We start from the raw sequence: 18942 nt of genomic DNA, 5'->3' as shown, positions 1-18942 counted from the left end.
TATCTTATTTCTTGTTACTCGCGCAACAAAAACCGTTTCCAGCTTGTCGCTTAAGCGGGTGCAAATATAATAACTTTATTTCTTACCCACCAAATTTAATTTTAAAAAAAAATAACTTTTTTTACTCTTAAATTTAAATAACAAAACCGTCATGATCGTCTCTAAAAACACTGCCGTTTTTAGCGGCTGCAAACATACAACCTTTTTTATTCCTGCAAAGCTTTTTGTTACTTTTTTTGAAAATGTTTTTTAAACCGTTTTCAACTTCTAATAACCCGCTTGTCAAAGATCCTAACGCATCATTTCTATACCCTGCGTTAGCGGCTGCAAATATGACACCTTTTTTTGTTTGGACACAAGCTTTTTTAAATATTTTTTTAGAATTTTTTAAATTTATTGATTGTTAGTAGTTTACACAGAAACTAATTTATAGGCTTTTTAAACTTGGCACATTGTAACACCCAATAAACAATTTTTCGGCACCCCGTAGCAAACTGAACCACGGGTACACTAGCTACGAAAACAACTAAAATAAGCTTTAAAAATCTTAAACACCTAGCTTCTTTTTAGCACCTGTTACAAATGTGCTTCTAGGCTGGATATTAAAATTCAAGCATTACCTGAACAAATGAAAACAGAAACAGAATAGAAAACCGGAAGTTTTTGTAGCTTTGACACTACAAAAACTTAAGTAGTCATTAATAAAAAACGTAATGAACCCCGTTTTTAACTACCTAAAAATTCAAAATTCATATAAAACAAACTAATTTCTAATATACCTTATATATATGTCCAATAAAAAACGTCTTTTTCTTGTTGATGCCTACGCGCTTATATTTAGAGGCTACTATGCCTTTATAAAAAATCCACGAATTAATTCTAAAGGAACAGACACCTCTGCCATAATGGGATTCATGAACTCTTTGTTGGATGTCATTAAACGCGAACGTCCAGACCACTTGGCCGTGTGCTTCGACAAAGGCGGAAGTCAGGATCGGGTTGAAATGTTTGAAGCCTATAAGGCGAACAGGGATGAAACACCAGAGGGCATAAAAGTGGCTATCCCTTATATTTTAGATATTTTAAAAGCCATGCATATTCCTATCATGACAAAAGAAGGCTACGAGGCAGACGATATTATTGGTACACTTTCCAAACAAGCCGAGAAAGAAGGTTACCAAACCTACATGGTTACGCCGGATAAAGATTTTGCGCAACTTGTTTCGGAAAACATATTTATGTACAGACCAAAATCTTTTGGTGGTGGTTATGAAATTTGGGGCATCCCGGAAGTTCAGAAAAAATTTGAAGTAGAACACCCTGAACAGGTAATTGACTTTTTGGGTATGATGGGCGATGCGTCAGACAATATTCCAGGACTTCCTGGCGTTGGCGAAAAAACAGCCAAAAAATTTATTAAAGCTTACGGCAGCATGGAAGGCCTGCTAAACAATACCCACGAGCTAAAGGGCAAAATGAAGGAAAAAGTAGAGGCTGCCAAAGAATTAGGTCTGCTTTCTAAAAAATTAGCCACTATAATGCTAGATGTTCCGGTGGTATTTGATGCGAAAGATTTTGAGTTAGACCAACCAGATATAGCTAAAGTGACCCAAATATTTGAAGAATTGGAGTTTAAGCGTTTAACCGATAACTTTATAAAAACTTTTTCGCAGGATACCCAAACTTCAACTAGCGCGCCAGAAAACACGCAGGCGGCATCGCAAGCTGAAAACTCTAAATCTGACAACGCCGGCGCCGGCCAATTCTCTTTATTTAATGCAGATACCACAGCTACCTCACAACGCAAAAACATAACTAACACGCCACACTTCTATCAAAGTATTGCGCCTGGAATGGCTACTACACTATTTATTCAAAATTTAACAAAACAAACCTGTGTCTGTTTTGATACAGAAACAACAGGGCTTAATCCTTTAACAGCCCAATTGGTAGGCATAGCTTTTTCATGGGAAGCTGGCAAAGGCTTTTACGTGCCATGTCCAGAGGACCAAACAGAAACACAACAACTGCTTGAAAGTTTACGACCATTTTTTGAAAATCCGAACATTGAAAAAGTGGGACAAAACCTAAAATACGACATTAAGGTTTTAGCTAAATATCAAATAACCGTAAAAGGAAAACTATTTGATACCATGTTGGCACATTATTTAATTAACCCCGATATGCGCCATAATATGGATATTTTATCTGAAACCTACCTAAACTACAGTCCTGTTGCTATTGAAACCTTAATAGGTAAAAAAGGTAAAAACCAAAAAAGCATGCGCGATGTGCCCTTGGAAACACAAACTGAATATGCCGTAGAAGATGCCGATATTACGTTACAGTTAAAAGAACTTTTTACCACCGAACTAGGAGCGGCCAATACACAAAAATTATTTGATGACATTGAAATTCCGCTTTTACGTGTTTTAGCAGCTATGGAATTAGAAGGTATTAATTTAGATACCGATTTTTTACATTCACTATCCGAACAGTTACACGCCGATATTGACGCCTTGGCCCAAAAAATATACAGCGAAGCAGGCGAAACCTTTAATATAGCCTCGCCAAAACAGCTAGGCGATATTTTATTTGACAAAATGAAATTAGTAGCCAAACCTAAAAAAACCAAAACAGGCCAGTATGCCACAGGCGAAGAAATTTTAAGCCTTTTAGCAAAGGAGCACAGCATCGTCCAAAATATTTTAGACTACAGAGGTTTAACAAAACTTAAAAGCACCTATATTGATGCTTTACCACTACAAGTAGAGCCAAGCACAGGCAGGGTTCATACAGATTATATGCAAACAGTTGCCGCTACAGGGCGTTTAAGCAGCAACAACCCAAATTTGCAAAACATTCCTATTAGAACGGAACGCGGCAGACAGGTTCGGAAAGCCTTTATACCCAGAAGTAACGAGTACACTATATTAGCAGCCGATTATAGCCAAATAGAATTACGCATTATTGCCGCATTAAGTAATGAAGACACCATGATTGAAGCCTTTAACAATGGTGAGGACATTCACGCCTCTACAGCCTCCAAGGTTTTTAATGTACCCATAGAAAACGTAACTAGAGAACAGCGTAGTAATGCTAAAACCGTAAACTTTGGTATTATTTACGGTGTATCTGCATTCGGTTTAAGCAATCAAACCAACCTAAACCGAACAGAAGCTAAAGAACTTATAGACACCTATTACGAAACTTACCCCAAGCTAAAACGCTTTATAAGCACGCAAGTGTACTTTGCGCGCGACAACGGTTATGTACAAACGGTTCTAGGAAGACGCCGCTATTTAAAAGACATTAATTCCAGAAATGCAGTAGTGCGAGGTGCCGCAGAGCGGAATGCCGTTAACGCTCCTATTCAAGGAAGTGCTGCCGATATTATAAAAATAGCCATGATTAAAATTTACAAACAATTACAATCTAGCCACTACAAAACCAAAATGCTACTACAAGTGCATGATGAATTGGTTTTTGATGTATACAAACCCGAGTTAGATGCTATTAAACACCTGGTAAAAACCGAAATGGAACAAGCCTTTAACCTTCCTGTACCTCTGGTAGTAGATATGGACACCGGAAACAACTGGCTAGAGGCTCATTAACCTTTTAAAAATAGTAAAAAACACAACGTGTTAAAATTAACAGAAAGCCCTAAAAGCCTGTAAACAAATAACAAAAATACTCGTAAATTTGCATAGAGTTTATTTAATAACAAAAACACTTAAAAAAATGAAAAAATTGTTAGTTGTAATGTTTGCCGCTTTAGCTTTTAGCTGTGGTAACGACAAAAAAAATGAAAAAGCATCAGAACCTGTAAAAGCAGCTACAGAAAAACCAGCTGAAACAAAGGCTCCTGCTGCAGACCCCAATCAGGCGGTAGTTGTTATTGAAAGTAACGACCAAATGAAATACAACATGAGTGAAATTCGCGTAAAAGCGGGCCAAAAAGTAAAGCTAACGCTTAAGCATGTTGGTAAGATGAAAAAAGAAGTTATGGGCCATAATTGGGTGTTATTAACCCAGGATGCAGACGTAGCAGCTGTTGGTCAAGCAGGCGCTATGGCAGCAGATAATGATTACATTCCGGCAGACATGACGGACAAAATAATAGCGTATACTAAAATGATTGGTGGCGGCCAAAGCGATACCATCGAATTTGAAGCACCAGCGCCAGGAACTTACAGCTTTATGTGTACGTTTCCAGGACACTATGCTTTAATGAAAGGCACCTTTATTGTGGAGTAGGCATTAAAGACCGCTATACTTACACTAAAAGCGATTACATAACTCCAAAAAGTTTTGTAATCGCTTTTTTTTTGGCCAAACTTATTGCCCAACCTCCTAATTAAAACAGTCCAATTATAAAGGTGCTTTACCCATTTTGGACAGCTTTTGGTTAATATTAAAAATACGGCTTCTAATGTTGGTATACCCAAAACTTTTCAATCTTTCGGTATGCATATTCAAATAATTTTCGGCGGCTTCTTTTGTTTCAAACATATAAACACCACCTGCCTCTTGCGTGTCTTTATTTTCCGTCCAGAATTTCCAAATAAATCCAGGTTCTTCAACAATACTCTCAATAAGTTGTGTCATTTCTTGCGCTAACGCATCGCCCCATTTACCTTTGTGTGGAAAATCCACGTACATAATAACTGCCATAATTTTTAATTTAAATTTTTTGTAAAACTAGCCTAAAAAAAAGCTAAAAAACATGGCATTTGTCATAAAAAAACAAAAAACAAGCACGTTTTAAACTATCCTTTTTACACGAACCCCATTGCACCAACAAGCAAAAGAAAGAAAACACAACACCTATGTGCAGGTTAGCAAACCATAATAGCTGAAAAACGTAAGTAACAAGGTAATTGAGCGCAGGAAATAGGCATTTTAAAGCCTATGAACTAAGCAATCCACTCAGAATCAAACCCCTAATAAAAAAAGATATTAACAAGGTTATTAAAAATAAGTAATCACACTGTTTGTTAATCAAATATATAATCGTAAATTTGCAAACTCTTTTAAAGAGAGGAATGTTTAATTAGAAAAATTAATAAGTGTGGACACATTAAGCTACAAAACGATTTCAGCCAACAAAGCTACTGTAAACAAAGAGTGGGTTTTAGTTGATGCTGAAGGTCAAACATTGGGCCGTTTAGCTTCTAAAGTTGCAAAACTTTTAAGAGGAAAACATAAGCCTAACTTCACACCACACGTTGATTGCGGTGATAACGTTATTGTTATAAACGCTGAAAAAATCAACTTAACAGGTAACAAGTGGTCGGAAAAAACTTACATCCGTCATACTGGTTATCCAGGTGGTCAAAGAAGTTTAACTGCTACAGAATTGTTTGGAAAAGATCCAGCAAGGTTAGTAGAAAAATCAGTAAAAGGAATGTTACCTAAAAACAAATTAGGTGCCAATTTATTCCGTAACCTTAACGTTGTTGTTGGTGCCGAGCATGCACATGCTGCGCAAAAGCCAAAAACAATAAACTTAAACGAATTCAATTAATGGAAGTAATTCACAAAATTGGCCGTAGAAAGACGGCTGTTGCTCGTGTATACCTTGCCCAAGGAACTGGCAAGATTACGATTAATAAAAAAGACATGACGGCTTATTTTCCGACAGCAACTTTGCAGTACAAAATTAAGCAACCTTTAGTTATGACTAACAATGATAGCAACTTTGATATTACAGTAAATGTATATGGAGGTGGTATAACAGGTCAGGCAGAAGCAATCCGTTTAGGTGTTTCGCGCGCTATGTGCGAATTAGACCCTGAAAACAGATTAATTTTAAAGCCAGAAGGCTTGCTAACTAGAGATCCAAGAATGGTAGAGCGTAAGAAATTCGGTCAGAAAAAAGCGCGTAAAAAATTCCAATTCTCGAAACGTTAATCGCTTATCCATGGCGCTTATGGCGCTACATAATTGGATAGTAACAAAAAGAAACAATTTAAACAGTTATTGTTGTCCTTATATAAAAACAGGATTTAGTTTAGCATCTAAATGGTTTAGGCAATTTTTATTATTAAAAGAACCACTAAATCATTGCTAATTCAACAGAACGTAAACTATTACAAAATGGCAGTAGAAGTCAAAGAATTATTAGAAGCAGGTGTACACTTTGGACACCTAACACGTAAGTGGGACCCAAACATGGCGCCTTACGTGTATATGGAGCGTAACGGTATCCATATTATTAACCTATACAAAACAGCAGCTAAAATAGAAGAAGCTGGCGATGCCTTAAGCAAAATTGCCGCTTCGGGACGCAAAATTTTATTTGTAGCCACAAAAAAACAAGCTAAAGATATTGTAGCAGAAAAAGCATCGGAAATTAACATGCCATACATTACTGAAAGATGGCCAGGTGGTATGCTTACAAACTTTGTAACTATTAGAAAAGCCGTAAAAAAAATGGCTACTATTGATAGAATGAAGAAAGATGGCACCTTTAATTCCCTTTCTAAAAAAGAGCGTTTACAAGTAGACCGTCAGCGCGCTAAATTAGAAAAAAACTTGGGCTCTATTTCCGATATGACCCGCTTACCAGCAGCTTTATTTGTGGTAGACATTAAGCGTGAGCACATTGCTATTAAAGAAGCGCAAAAATTAAACATTCCAATTTTTGCTATGGTAGATACCAATTCAGATCCACGCCAAGTGGATTATGTAATACCTGCAAACGATGACGCTTCAAAATCTATAGACAAAGTGTTAACCCACGTAGCAGCTGCTATTTCAGAAGGTTTAGCTAAACGTAAAGCAGAAAAAGACGCTCCTAAAGCCGAAAAAGATGCACCTAAAGCTAAAAAAGAGGTAGCTAAAGAAGAAGAAGAATAAATTAAAGTAAAACAATACCTAAAAAGTCGTTTAATACCCTTCCCTTACAGAAAGCACGTTAAACGACTTTTTTAAATTAAAATACATTATCAAGCTATGGTAAAAGTAACAGCCGCAGAAGTAAATAAATTAAGACAAGCCACTGGTGCAGGTATGATGGACTGCAAAAAAGCTTTAGTAGAAGCTGAAGGCGATTTTGACAAAGCCATTGACGTATTACGTAAAAAAGGACAAAAAGTTGCCGAAAAAAGAGCAGACAGAGAGTCCTCTGAAGGTGCAGCAGTAGCCAAAGTTAACGATACCAATACACTTGGTGTTGCGCTTGTTCTTGGTTGCGAAACAGACTTTGTTGGTAAAAACGAAAGCTTCCTAGCATTAGCAAACGAACTAGCAAACCATGCCTTAAATTTCGATACTAAAGAAGCCCTATTAGAAAGCGATTTTAACGGTATGACCGTTGCTGAAAAGCTAGTAGAACAAACTGGCGTTATTGGCGAAAAACTAGAAATAACTGCATTCGAAAAATTAGAAGCACCTTATGTTGGGCAGTATGTTCACATTAACAAAATTGCTGCTTTAGTTGGTTTATCGCAGCCTGTAGAAAAAGCAGATACACTGGTTAAAGACTTAAGTATGCAAGTAGCCTCTATGGGAGCAACCTCATTATCTTACAAAGATTTTGATCCTGCTTACATAGCAGCGGAAACAGAAGCACGTATTGCCGTTATAGAAAAAGATAACATTGAATTAGGTCGTTTGGGTAAAACACTTAAAAACGTCCCTAAATACATTTCTATGGCGCAATTAACGCCTGAAGTTTTAGCGCAAGCTGAAGCCGATGCCAAAGCAGAATTAAAAGCTGAAGGCAAACCAGAACAAATTTGGGACCGTATTTTACCAGGTAAAATGGAGCGTTTCATTTCAGATAATACCACGTTGGATCAAGAACAATGTTTATTGGATCAGCGTTTTATTAAGGATGAAAAACAAACTGTTGCACAGTATGTAGCATCTTTTGGCGATGTTGCCATAACAGATTTTAAACGTGTAACCGTAGGTTAATTTTAAACTACTAACACCCTAATTTTCGCTGATTACTCACTGAAAATAATAGATTAAAAACCACGATTTCTTAAAAAAGAATCGTGGTTTTTTTATGTATACCATCGCCTCTTATAAATTGTACCCCAAAGTAAACATAAGTGTTTGTGGCATTATATAGGTTTTTGAATCCGAAATAATGTAAGCTGAAAAACTATTTTGTCTCCTAAATTGGACATCAAACACATTATTTGATTCTATTTTAAAACTCCAAGCACTATTCTCATGTCTGTAATACAAGGACATATTCGCCAAATCATAAGTACTGTTTTGATTGAATGATTTATTTTTATACCGATACATGTTATAATCGAGTGAGAAAATAAATCCGTTTAAAAAGTCGTAATCTATATTAATAAATGGTTTATTTGTTATAAATTCTGCTTTCATATTACCCGAAGTATAGTTGCCAATGTCATGTTTATATCCAATTTCTACCGTTGGAAAATTTTTATATAGTGTTTTGGCGGTCACATTCAATCCTGTCTGGTTGTTTCTACTGTTTTGGAAAAAACCATCTATTTGTTGAAGATAGTTACTACCATTATAGCTTAAACCCAAACCAAATTTTATTTTTTTAATCTTTTTACTAATATTCCCCATGATTTGCCAATTTTCGGAAGGGTTTTTTAACATTACAACACTCACAAACTGATTGGCATTTACATAATTGACCATATTTAATACACCATCTATTTTTTTAGTATATCTAGCGTTAGCATATAACATAACACCTCTATACGTGCTGAATTTCCTATAACCTAAACTCAATACATGATACAGTTCATTTTCTAATTCTTCGTTACCTTTAAAAACTGAATTATAACTTTGTAAATAAAACTGGTTAGCAAATTTAGACACATCGGAAAAGGATGTTTTAAGGTCATAATTAAACTGTAATCTCTTTGAAGTATTAAAATCTATTTTAGCTGTAAAATTAGGTAAAATGACAAATTTATTTTTTGTTATTTTCGATTCATTGTCTAAATCCCAATTGTAAGCGTGAAAAAAAGCACCCTGATTGAATGTGAAAATTCCTGTTTTAAATTTATAATTAAGACCAAGAAAGAGATCATTCAAACTAAAATTCAGATCATTACCAAAACCAGAGGAATTGAAATTATTAATAGTACCATCTAAAAGTTCTTGACTGTCGTTGGTGTAAAAAAATTGGTTTAAATAGCTATTCCCAATGGTCGTATAAATATGATTATTTTTGTTTAGCACCCAATAATATTTAAAATAGAGATTAAAATTAGTACTTTTAGTTTCCTTTAATTGATTCAACTTAATAACAGCTTCATCAATAACTGGAATTAAACCATCTAAAATAGCGTCATTACTTTCCCAGAAAGTTGTCGAATTATTTTTATCATAAACAAAATCGGCCGCAAATGAAAAGGTATGCTTTTTAGATGCTTTTTTATGCCATTCTATATTTTGGTTTAAAAATATAGCATCTAAATCTTGACGGTTAAAAAATCTACTATTGGAAACACCTATCAATGAATTTATAGTATTGTTATTTTTTAAACCTGACCCTTTAAATTGTGTTTTAAAATTCCATTGTTCGGTTAAATTGGGTAAATACTTAAAATTTAAATTTCCGATACCGAACGTGCTATTCGTATTATCAAAATCGTCCTTTAATTCATTAAAATTATTGTATTGATTAAAGGTCTGATTGAAAGTATCATCTTTGGTTTTAGAAAAAATACCATAGCCTTGAACATTTAGTTTATTATTAATTTCTTGGCTAATATTTAATGCGGCTAATTGATTCTGGCTTTTAATGACATCTCTATTTTCTAATAATTGAAGAAAATCTTTATTACTAGTATCAAATACAGTACTTCCTTCTTTAAAAGCTTCGTTAAGCCCACCTTAAAATTCAAAATAGTCTTTGTAAGTTAACACCTGCTCGGCTGTATTATTGAGATTACCAATAAAATTGATATCAGTTTTCGGACTGTAGTAAAACATATTACTATGAGCTTTATAAAAATCTTGATTCCCTTTTCCTACTTCAATATCTCCAAAAACAAAATCCTTCTTATCCTGCTTTAACTGAACATTCATAGCCATTTCCTCACTATCCACCAAATCTTTTAAAAAAGCTATTTCATTATAGTTATCTATAACTTCAATTTTATCAACGGCATTTGCAGGAATATTATCGATGGCTAATTTAGAACCGCCTCCGAAAAACGTTTTTCCTTCCACAAGCATGGTAGTCACTTTTTTCCGTTTACAGTAATAGTTCCGTCTTTTTCAACCGCAACACCTGGTAGATTATTAAGAATATTTTTTAGTTTACGTTCATTACCTGTTAAAAATTTATCTACATTGTAGGTAATAGTATCTTTTTTAACCATTACAGGTAATTCTATAAACACTTCATCTAATCTGTTATCCTGCTCTTTTAACTCAATATTTTTCGTAGTGTCCTTTTTAGAATCCGTATTAAACTTATATGAAGCATAGCCTAAAAAACTTATTGTGATCTCGTATACACTATTTTCCAATTCTAATTGATAACGACCTAGTTCATCCGTAATAGCAAATTTCATTCTTTTTAGAGAATCTTGAGGTTGGGCAATAATATTGGCATTTTGCAAAGGTTTTTGCAAACTATCTTTTACTGTCCCTTTTAAGGTACTTTGCGAAAAACCAGATAACTTACATACCAACAAAAGCAATAATAATATTTGGGTTTTCTTCATAAGATTAAACTCTAAACAAATTATTGAACTAAAATAATTAATTCCCTTTTTTCCGTTCTGCCTCCAAATCGCCAATTATGTTATGTGATTCTTCTTCGGTTAAAATTTTGCTATTTTCTTCAGGTCTAATAATTTTCACCTCCTTTTCAGGGTTTAAGATAATTGATGTAGCAGTTAAAGTAAACATATCTCTTTGAATTTCTAAAACTAAACCAGGTAAACCACTATAATTACTAGGCCCAAAATTCAATGGTAATTCTGGAGCAAACCAGGCAATAACCTGCCTGTTATAGTAAAATCCTTTTCTACTGTATAGCCTCTCTGTAGCAATAGCTTGATAACAAACATAGCCCCCGATTTTTAATGTTTTATTGGTAACTTCCCATTTTAAAGGTTCACGAGAAATAAAACCCAGATTAGGCGTCCATTGAATAATTTTGCCAGTACTTGTATTTGTATAATACGGAGATTTATCAGCTAGACTACCAATATTATAACCTTCTTCCATTTCCAATGAAGGTTTTAAATAATAATAGGACTCATTATCTTTAATATTCAAATCAAAATCTTGTGGCTGCGCATTTCGGTACATGTCTGCAACGCGTTGTTTAACACCCATTTCAACGTCTTTATTATTTTCTAAAGCAATTAAAAAGCTATCAACATATTTTTGATTTATTTCCCCAACGTAAGTTATTACAGCATTCTTGTCCTGTGCCCATACATTAGTAGAAACCTATATAATTGATAGTGCGAGTAGGGTTTTTATTTTAATCATTTTTAATATTTGTTTGTATTCATAAAGAAAAAGGTCTTTGTTTATTTAAATAAAACTATTTTGGCTATGGAGTTAACAAAAAATTAAATTAACCTTTTAGCCGTAAACAAAGACCTAATATAGTCAATTAGCAACCATTATTACTCATACAGGTATTAAAGTGGTTGTAATCATGAGGAAAAGCAACATCACAAACAGTAAAAACCGTTGAACACGGTATTTTCTTTTGCAACTTTTGGGTCCGTTCTGTCGATTCCAACTTACTTGAATCAGACATGGCAGTTACTCCCGAAAAGGAAAACCGTTGATAAAATTGTTGTTTTAAAAATTTTAGTAATATGTAAGTTTTAAGCCAGTATTAATAATATTAACAGCTGGCAGGTTTAAATAAAAAGTTTTCAGTTTAATCATATTGCCCCTAAAAATTAGCGCTCATTTAGGTTACAATCATATCAAAAAAACCACCATTATAACTGAATAAAAAATGCGTTATTTTAATGACACACTCAAAGTTATAAAAAAAAAAAAAAAAAAACGATTCTGGCAAGGATTTTAATTCAATTTATGCCGTTCATCGAAAACCTTTCATATACATTACGGTTTTCCCGTAATTTTGGCCATTTTCAGGGCAAAACTTAAAAATGAGGCATAAATTTTAGGCATACTACTATTGCTTTAAAGATGTTCTTACTTATTGTAAATCCCACGGTATAAAAATTTAAAAAATAAAAAAATTATGTAGCTTTGCACAACGCTTTATTCCTAACAAACCGGGGAATTTTATATATTTAAATTATCACATGAAATACAACAGGATTCTTCTAAAACTATCAGGCGAGGCTTTAATGGGTAACCGGCAATATGGTATCGATCCGGCACGCTTATCTGAATACGCCAACGACATAAAAGAAATAACAGATAAGGGCATTCAAGTAGCCATTGTAATTGGTGGTGGTAATATTTTTAGAGGGGTTGCTGGTGCCAGTAACGGAATGGATCGTGTTCAAGGAGACCATATGGGCATGCTAGCCACTGTAATTAACGGGTTAGCATTACAGAGCGCTTTAGAAAACGCCGGTATCCCAACACGCTTACAGTCGGCTATACATATTGAAGAAGTGGCCGAACCCTTTATTCGCCGAAAAGCTATGCGCCATTTAGAAAAAGGACGGGTAGTTATTTTTGGAGGCGGCACAGGAAACCCATACTTTACTACAGATTCTGCCGCCGTTTTAAGAGCTATAGAAATTGAAGCCGACGTTATTTTAAAAGGCACACGCGTAGATGGCATTTATACGGCAGACCCTGAAAAAGATGCTCAAGCCATAAAATTTGACCACATAACTTTTGATGATGTTCTTCGTAAAGGTTTAAAAGTTATGGATACAACCGCTTTTACCTTAAGTCAGGAAAATGAACTTCCCATTATTGTTTTTGATATGAATAAAAAAGGGAATTTATTAAAAGTGGTTTCTGGCGAAAATATAGGCACAAAAGTTAATTTATAATCATACATTTACATTTCGGCGTTGCAAAAAACGCCCTATCATTAAATACTTGTTTACAAATGGAAGACATTCAATTTATATTAGATACGGCAAAAGAATCTATGGATGCCGCTATTAAACATCTAGAAAAACAGCTGGCAAACATTAGAGCCGGTAAAGCCAGTCCTGCCATGCTGGGTAGCGTTATGGTAGATTATTATGGTTCGCAAACACCATTAAGCCAAGTTGCCAATGTAAACACTCCAGATGGCCGCACCATAACAGTTCAGCCATGGGAAAAAAATATGCTTCAAGAAATTGAACGCGGTATTATGCATGCCAATTTAGGCTTTAACCCCATGAATAATGGCGATACCATTATTATAAATGTACCACCGCTAACCGAAGAACGCCGAATTACGCTAGCAAAACAAGCCAAAGCAGAATCTGAAGATGCTAAAGTAAGTGTTCGTAGCGCTCGAAAAGATGCCAATACAGACATTAAAAAGTTAAAAGAGGTATCGGAAGATCTGCAGAAAAACGCTGAAGCTGATGTTCAGAAAATGACCGATAATTACGTGTCGAAAATTGATGGCATACTAGAGGTAAAAGAAAAAGAAATAATGACTATTTAAGGCTTGGTATAAACAATACCAAACCCTTTAATATATACTAATAGTAACATGCAAGCCTGTCATGTGGAACTACCTTATAGCTGTTTTATGTTTCCTATTCGTTCTGCATACGCATGGGCAAGCTCCCGCTATAAACCAAGATCCGATAGCCGTAAAACAGGACTCCATAAAAAAACGTGAGTTCCTTCAAAAGCTTGGTAATGGTTTTATACCTACCAAGTATTTTGATATTGATTTACGCTACCTAATAAAATACAACCAATACGAAGGTTTGCGGAATGGATTTGGCGGACTTACCAATAATAACCTATCAAAAGTATTTCGCATAAACAGCTACGTAGCCTACGGCTTCCGCGACAACCGCTTTAAATATGGTGTAGGCGGTAGTTTGCGTTTAACCAAAAATAACAAAACGTGGCTAAACCTTTACTACACCGATGATTTACAAGAAACAGGTAGCTCTAAATTTTTAACCGATAAACGCTTTTTTAGTTTTTTTGAACCACGGCTCTTAAACATCGATTTGTTTTATAAGTATATTGAACAATCCATATCCGTAACCCACGAACTTGCGCCCCAAGTACTTACCGAACTTCAATTATCTGTTAGCAATGTAAACCCTACTTACACCTACCAGTACATTCACAACGGCACTAGTTACACCGAATTTAATTTAAGTAAAGTTGTATTGTCGGCTCAATTTAACCCCTTTAGTACGTATACGCTCGTAAAAAACCGATTAAAAGAAACCACGGTAGGTTACCCTAAATTTTCAGTACAACTCACACAAGCAGCAGCCGGTATTTTTAAAAGTGAATTAAATTTTACTAAAATAGACTTTCGTACCCTATACGAAATACACTTGCCATCGCAAGCCTATAGCCGTTTTATAGTAACCTCTGGTTTAGCTGCCGGAAACGCGCCTTTGTCGCATTTATACCACGCCTACCCAAACAATATTAATAAAGAAACCATTTTACAACGGTTTTCTGTGGCCGGAATAGATAGCTTTGAAACTATGTATTTTAACGAATTTTTTTCCGATAGGTTTGTTACCCTACAATGGCGCCACTATTTTAAACCCTTTAACATTGCCGCCCGGTTTAAACCCCAATTAGTCCTTATTTCCCGATTTGCTATTGGTAACATGAGCCATATTCATAAACACCAAGGCATACAATTTGGAACGCTAAACAAAGGTTATACAGAGTCCGGTTTCGAAATAAATAAAATTCTTTTTGGCTTTGGTTTAAGCGGAACCTACCGCTATGGTGGTTACCATTTACCAGAATTTGGCGATAATATTGCCGTAAAATTTACTTTTAACCTCACATTATAAAGCAATCCCGCCCGTAATAGGTTGCTTTTCCTTAACTTTGCGGCTGTTTTAAAATAACTATGTTTAAATTACTTACAAAAGGATTTTGGGATGTTGTTGCACGACTTATTTTGCGTAACAAAATTGCCATTCTGATTAGCATTTTTGCCATAACCATATTTTTTAGTCTGCAATGGAAAAATATGCGATTTACCTACACCGAAGCAAATTTACTACCAGACGACCATCCTGTAAATTTAGTTTACCAAAATTTCCTCGACATTTTTGGGGAAGAAGGCAACTTAATTGTTTTAGGTGTAAAAGATAGCACCTTATTTACCGTAGAACACATGAACGCTTGGAACAACCTATCCAACCGTTTTAAAGCCTTCAGTGCTGTAGATGCTGTAATATCACTAAACGACCTGCAAAAACTAGTTAAAGACGAAACCAACGAGCGTTTTGTATTGGAACCTTTTATAGCAGATTCCATTAGCTCCATGGACCAACTTAATAAGCTTCAAGACGAGCTGTTTAATCAGTACCCTTTTTACGATAATTTCCTGTTTAACAAAAACACCAAAACTGTTAGAACAGCCATTTACATGAACAAGGCTATTGTAAATACGGCCGCCCGAAAAGATTTTGTTTTTGACGATTTAATACCACTTATAGCCCAATTCGAAAAGGATACCAATATTAACGTTCGGGTTTCCGGTATGCCTTACGTTAGGACCTTAAACGCGCAAAACATTGTAGACGAAATTGGTATTTTTATAGCTGGTGCTTTAGCTGTAACCTCATTAATTTTCTTTTTATTTTTCCGATCGGTGCGCGCTACACTAATATCCATGTTTGTGGTTTGTTTGGGTGTTATGTGGACCTTTGGTATTATTGGACTCCTTAACTACGAAATTACCGTGTTAACGGCTCTAATTCCGCCTTTAATTATTGTTATTGGTATTCCTAACTGTATTTTTCTAATTAACAAATACCAACACGAAGTAAAATTACACGGCAACAAGGTACGCTCCTTACAACGTGTTATTACCAAAGTGGGTAACGCCACCTTAATGACTAATGTTACCACAGCTTCTGGTTTTGCTACTTTTATTTTAACCGAAAGTACCCTGCTCAAAGAATTTGGTATTGTGGCCTCGTTAAGCATTTTAGCCATTTTTATTCTTTGCCTATTTATTATTCCTATTATCTACACCTTTTTACCTTACCCAAAAGAACGGCACCTTGAACATTTAAACAAACGCTGGATTGGTGGTTTTGTAAACTGGATGGAACGTATGGTAAAGGAACGCCGCATAACTATATATATTTCGGCAATTATTCTTTTAATTGCCAGTATGATAGGTATATACCAAATAAAAATTTCTGGCAGCCTTATTGAAGACATGTCTAAAGAAGCCGAGTTTTTTGGCGACATCCGCTTTTTTGAAGAAGAATTTAATGGCATCATGCCTTTAGAAATTTTAATAGATACCAAACGTAAAAAAGGGGCTACCAAATTAGCAACTCTAAAACGTATGGACGAACTGGAGCAGCTAATACTAGAAACACCCGAGCTTTCCAAGCCCATTTCCATAGTAGGTTTAGCAAAATACGCAAAACAAGCCTATACAAACGGAAACCCAAAATACTACCAGTTACCAACAAGTCAGGAAAATTTATTTATTTCGTCGTACATTAAAAACTCCGCTTCCGATGTGGATTTACTGAAGAGTTTTGTGGACAGCACCGGCCAGTATGCGCGCATTACCACCTTTATGAAGGATGTAGGCACCGATAAAATGGAACGTATTGAAGAAGATTTACAATCGGAAATAAACAAAACATTTCCTGCAGATAAATACCATGTTACCATTACGGGTAAAGCATTAGTATTCCAGAAAGGGACCAAGTATTTAGTAAAAAATTTAGCCATATCCTTATCGCTTGCCATTTTACTTATTTCCTTATTTATGGCCTACATGTTTAGGTCTTTTAAAATGATAATTGTATCTCTTATTCCAAACCTGCTACCCTTACTTATTACGGCTGGTTTAATGGGCTATTTAGGCGTTCCTATTAAGCCATCAACCATTTTAGTGTTTAGCATAGCTTTTGGTATTTCTGTGGATGATACCATTCACTTTTTAGCTAAATACAGGCAGGAGCTGCAAGCCAATCATTGGAAAATTAGAAAATCTGTTTACGCAGCATTACGGGAAACCGGTGTAAGTATGTTTTACACATCTATTGTGTTGTTTTTTGGTTTCTCCGTATTTACAATATCTAGCTTTGGCGGCACCGTAGCACTAGGCGCTTTGGTATCTGCTACCCTTTTATTTGCCATGCTGTCCAACCTACTATTGTTGCCTTCTTTACTATTATCTTTAGAGCGCAACATTGCTAACAAAGAAGTATTAAAAGAACCAAGTATTAATATAATTCCAGAGGAAGATGATGAGGAACCAGATAATAACCTAACCAACCACAATACCCCTACTAAATAAAGTATTGCAGTAATTTGGTGCCTTTATATCTGCCTTAAACTATTACCTTTGTAACTACAAATTTTTATAACATGACCATGCATACAGTTGCCCAATTATTAAAAAAAGGACAAACACTTCAGGAGGTAACCATTAAAGGATGGGTAAGAAGTTTTCGTTCTAAACGATTTATTGCTTTAAACGATGGCTCAACTTTACATAATATTCAGTGTGTTGTTAATTTTGAAGAAACTGATCCCAACTTACTTAAGCGTATAACAACTGGCGCTGCTTTAGCCATTACAGGCGAACTTACGGAAAGCCAAGGACAAGGCCAACAATTGGAAGTTCAAGTAACCGGTATAGAGGTACTGGGCGATTCCGATCCGGAAACCTATCCTATTCAACCTAAAAAGCACTCATTCGAGTTTTTAAGAGAAAACGCTCATTTACGCACCCGCACAAATACCTTTGGGGCAGTAATGCGTTTGCGCTCGGCGTTATCGTTTGCCATACATAAGTATTTTAACGAAAACGGGTTTTACTACATGCACACACCTATCATTACAGGTAGCGATGCCGAAGGTGCTGGCGAAATGTTTCGCGTTACCAATTTAGACCCTAAAAATCCACCGTTAACAGAAAATGGCGACGTAAATTTTTCGGAGGATTTTTTTGGAAAAGAAACCAACCTTACGGTTTCTGGCCAGTTAGAGGCAGAAACCTACGCCATGTCGTTAGGTAAAGTGTACACTTTTGGCCCAACTTTTAGGGCAGAAAATTCGAACACCTCGCGGCATTTAGCCGAGTTTTGGATGATTGAACCCGAGGTTGCTTTTATGGACCTAGCAGGTAATATGGATTTAGCCGAGGATTTTATGAAATCTGTTTTACGTTATGTTTTAGAACACAACAAAGAAGATTTAGAGTTTTTAAACCAACGGTTACTTGACGAAGAAAAAACAAAACCACAAGCCGAGCGTTCCGACATGTCCTTACTTGAGAAAATTACATTTGTGGTAGACAATAATTTTAAGCGTGTTAGCTACACAGAAGCTATAGATATTCTTAAAAATAGTAAGCCTAACAAGAAAAAGAAATTCAAATATATTATTGAAGAATGGGGCGCCGATTTACAAAGTGAACACGAACGCTTTTTAGTAGAAAAACATTTTAAATGTCCTGTTATTTTGTTCGATTATCCCGCAAATATTAAAGCCTTCTACATGCGTTTAAATGAAGATGGAAAAACCGTTCGCGCTATGGATATCCTATTTCCTGGTATTGGCGAAATGGTTGGTGGCTCGCAACGTGAAGAGCGCTTAGACGTTCTAAAAGAAAAAATGAAAGCCTTAAACATAGACGAAAAAGAACTTTGGTGGTACCTAGATTTACGTAAATACGGAACCGCCGTACACTCTGGTTTTGGTTTAGGTTTTGAGCGTTTGGTAATGTTTGCAACAGGTATGAGCAATATTCGCGACGTAATTCCGTTCCCAAGAACACCTCAAAATGCCGAGTTTTAAACCCCATCAACACCACCCAATAAG

Annotated in this window: 16 protein-coding genes; 11 read left to right on the top strand and 5 right to left on the bottom strand. The window is 35.5% G+C overall.

Annotation, left to right across the window (positions count from 1 at the left end; all coding sequences use genetic code 11):
* Nucleotides 1–788 precede the first annotated feature (788 nt).
* Together polA and azu are read left to right on the top strand one after the other, a co-directional pair.
* Nucleotides 789–3617, top strand: coding sequence for a DNA polymerase I (polA, locus tag ACFSQP_RS07995; protein ID WP_376893184.1), 2829 nt, complete (start codon nucleotides 789–791; stop codon nucleotides 3615–3617).
* 127 nt (nucleotides 3618–3744) lie between these two features.
* A complete protein-coding gene (gene azu / locus ACFSQP_RS07990; RefSeq protein ID WP_376893182.1) occupies nucleotides 3745–4260 on the top strand; it encodes an azurin in 516 nt (171 codons plus the stop codon).
* 114 nt (nucleotides 4261–4374) lie between these two features.
* Here azu and ACFSQP_RS07985 read toward each other — a convergent pair whose 3' ends face one another.
* On the bottom strand, nucleotides 4375–4677 hold the full coding sequence (locus tag ACFSQP_RS07985) for a monooxygenase (protein ID WP_376893179.1): 303 nt from the start codon (nucleotides 4675–4677) through the stop codon (nucleotides 4375–4377).
* Nucleotides 4678–5074: 397 nt separating this feature from the next.
* On the opposite strand from ACFSQP_RS07985, the gene rplM reads away from it, so the two are divergent.
* The 4 genes from rplM to tsf all read left to right on the top strand — a co-directional run bounded on the left by rplM (nucleotide 5075) and on the right by tsf (nucleotide 7926).
* Entirely contained in the window at nucleotides 5075–5530 is a 456-nt protein-coding gene (gene rplM / locus ACFSQP_RS07980) for a 50S ribosomal protein L13 (protein ID WP_376893176.1), read from the top strand.
* Nucleotides 5530–5916 (top strand): 30S ribosomal protein S9, encoded by a 387-nt coding sequence (rpsI, locus tag ACFSQP_RS07975; protein WP_376893174.1) that lies wholly within the window; start codon nucleotides 5530–5532, stop codon nucleotides 5914–5916. Before rplM ends, rpsI begins: the two co-directional genes overlap by 1 nt.
* A gap of 186 nt (nucleotides 5917–6102) precedes the next feature.
* A complete protein-coding gene (rpsB, locus tag ACFSQP_RS07970; protein ID WP_376893172.1) occupies nucleotides 6103–6864 on the top strand; it encodes a 30S ribosomal protein S2 in 762 nt (253 codons plus the stop codon).
* A gap of 96 nt (nucleotides 6865–6960) precedes the next feature.
* Nucleotides 6961–7926, top strand: coding sequence for a translation elongation factor Ts (gene tsf, locus ACFSQP_RS07965; protein ID WP_376893170.1), 966 nt, complete (start codon nucleotides 6961–6963; stop codon nucleotides 7924–7926).
* Between the two features lie 111 nt (nucleotides 7927–8037).
* Here tsf and ACFSQP_RS07960 read toward each other — a convergent pair whose 3' ends face one another.
* From ACFSQP_RS07960 to ACFSQP_RS07945, 4 genes are all read right to left on the bottom strand, one after another.
* Nucleotides 8038–9471, bottom strand: coding sequence for a hypothetical protein (locus ACFSQP_RS07960; RefSeq protein ID WP_376893168.1), 1434 nt, complete (start codon nucleotides 9469–9471; stop codon nucleotides 8038–8040).
* A 378-nt stretch (nucleotides 9472–9849) separates the two neighbouring features.
* The gene (locus ACFSQP_RS07955; protein WP_376893166.1) at nucleotides 9850–10203 is read right to left on the bottom strand and encodes a hypothetical protein; all 354 of its coding nucleotides are present in this window, start codon (nucleotides 10201–10203) and stop codon (nucleotides 9850–9852) included.
* A complete protein-coding gene (locus ACFSQP_RS07950; protein ID WP_376893164.1) occupies nucleotides 10200–10688 on the bottom strand; it encodes a carboxypeptidase-like regulatory domain-containing protein in 489 nt (162 codons plus the stop codon). Before ACFSQP_RS07950 ends, ACFSQP_RS07955 begins: the two co-directional genes overlap by 4 nt.
* Before the next feature lie 37 nt (nucleotides 10689–10725).
* Nucleotides 10726–11307 carry a GLPGLI family protein gene (locus ACFSQP_RS07945; protein ID WP_376893161.1) on the bottom strand — a complete coding sequence of 194 codons (582 nt, stop codon included), beginning with the start codon at nucleotides 11305–11307 and terminating at the stop codon, nucleotides 10726–10728.
* A gap of 959 nt (nucleotides 11308–12266) precedes the next feature.
* Between ACFSQP_RS07945 and pyrH the strand changes: the two genes are divergently transcribed.
* The 5 genes from pyrH to asnS all read left to right on the top strand — a co-directional run bounded on the left by pyrH (nucleotide 12267) and on the right by asnS (nucleotide 18918).
* On the top strand, nucleotides 12267–12974 hold the full coding sequence (gene pyrH / locus ACFSQP_RS07940; protein ID WP_376893158.1) for a UMP kinase: 708 nt from the start codon (nucleotides 12267–12269) through the stop codon (nucleotides 12972–12974).
* Nucleotides 12975–13033: 59 nt separating this feature from the next.
* Nucleotides 13034–13588 carry a ribosome recycling factor gene (frr, locus tag ACFSQP_RS07935; protein ID WP_376893156.1) on the top strand — a complete coding sequence of 185 codons (555 nt, stop codon included), beginning with the start codon at nucleotides 13034–13036 and terminating at the stop codon, nucleotides 13586–13588.
* Nucleotides 13589–13649: 61 nt separating this feature from the next.
* A complete protein-coding gene (locus ACFSQP_RS07930; protein WP_376893154.1) occupies nucleotides 13650–14927 on the top strand; it encodes a hypothetical protein in 1278 nt (425 codons plus the stop codon).
* 59 nt (nucleotides 14928–14986) lie between these two features.
* Nucleotides 14987–17413 (top strand): efflux RND transporter permease subunit, encoded by a 2427-nt coding sequence (locus ACFSQP_RS07925; RefSeq protein WP_376893152.1) that lies wholly within the window; start codon nucleotides 14987–14989, stop codon nucleotides 17411–17413.
* Nucleotides 17414–17484: 71 nt separating this feature from the next.
* Entirely contained in the window at nucleotides 17485–18918 is a 1434-nt protein-coding gene (gene asnS / locus ACFSQP_RS07920; RefSeq protein ID WP_376893150.1) for an asparagine--tRNA ligase, read from the top strand.
* Nucleotides 18919–18942: the final 24 nt, after the last annotated feature.

It is taken from the genome of Bizionia sediminis (assembly GCF_042684585.1).
Lineage (GTDB): Bacteria > Bacteroidota > Bacteroidia > Flavobacteriales > Flavobacteriaceae > Algorimicrobium > Algorimicrobium sediminis.
The sequence above is the reverse complement of the archived record's forward strand: the minus strand, read 5'-3'. Positions and strand labels throughout refer to the sequence as shown.

Coding starts and splice junctions, on each gene's coding strand:
- ACFSQP_RS07945 (WP_376893161.1), bottom strand. CDS start 11,307: ATGGGTGTTAAACAACGCGTTGCAGACATGTACCGAAATGCGCAGCCA.
- tsf (WP_376893170.1), top strand. CDS start 6,961: ATGGTAAAAGTAACAGCCGCAGAAGTAAATAAATTAAGACAAGCCACT.
- pyrH (WP_376893158.1), top strand. CDS start 12,267: ATGAAATACAACAGGATTCTTCTAAAACTATCAGGCGAGGCTTTAATG.
- rpsI (WP_376893174.1), top strand. CDS start 5,530: ATGGAAGTAATTCACAAAATTGGCCGTAGAAAGACGGCTGTTGCTCGT.
- azu (WP_376893182.1), top strand. CDS start 3,745: ATGAAAAAATTGTTAGTTGTAATGTTTGCCGCTTTAGCTTTTAGCTGT.
- polA (WP_376893184.1), top strand. CDS start 789: ATGTCCAATAAAAAACGTCTTTTTCTTGTTGATGCCTACGCGCTTATA.
- ACFSQP_RS07950 (WP_376893164.1), bottom strand. CDS start 10,688: ATGAAGAAAACCCAAATATTATTATTGCTTTTGTTGGTATGTAAGTTA.
- ACFSQP_RS07985 (WP_376893179.1), bottom strand. CDS start 4,677: ATGGCAGTTATTATGTACGTGGATTTTCCACACAAAGGTAAATGGGGC.
- rpsB (WP_376893172.1), top strand. CDS start 6,103: ATGGCAGTAGAAGTCAAAGAATTATTAGAAGCAGGTGTACACTTTGGA.
- asnS (WP_376893150.1), top strand. CDS start 17,485: ATGACCATGCATACAGTTGCCCAATTATTAAAAAAAGGACAAACACTT.
- ACFSQP_RS07925 (WP_376893152.1), top strand. CDS start 14,987: ATGTTTAAATTACTTACAAAAGGATTTTGGGATGTTGTTGCACGACTT.
- frr (WP_376893156.1), top strand. CDS start 13,034: ATGGAAGACATTCAATTTATATTAGATACGGCAAAAGAATCTATGGAT.
- ACFSQP_RS07930 (WP_376893154.1), top strand. CDS start 13,650: ATGTGGAACTACCTTATAGCTGTTTTATGTTTCCTATTCGTTCTGCAT.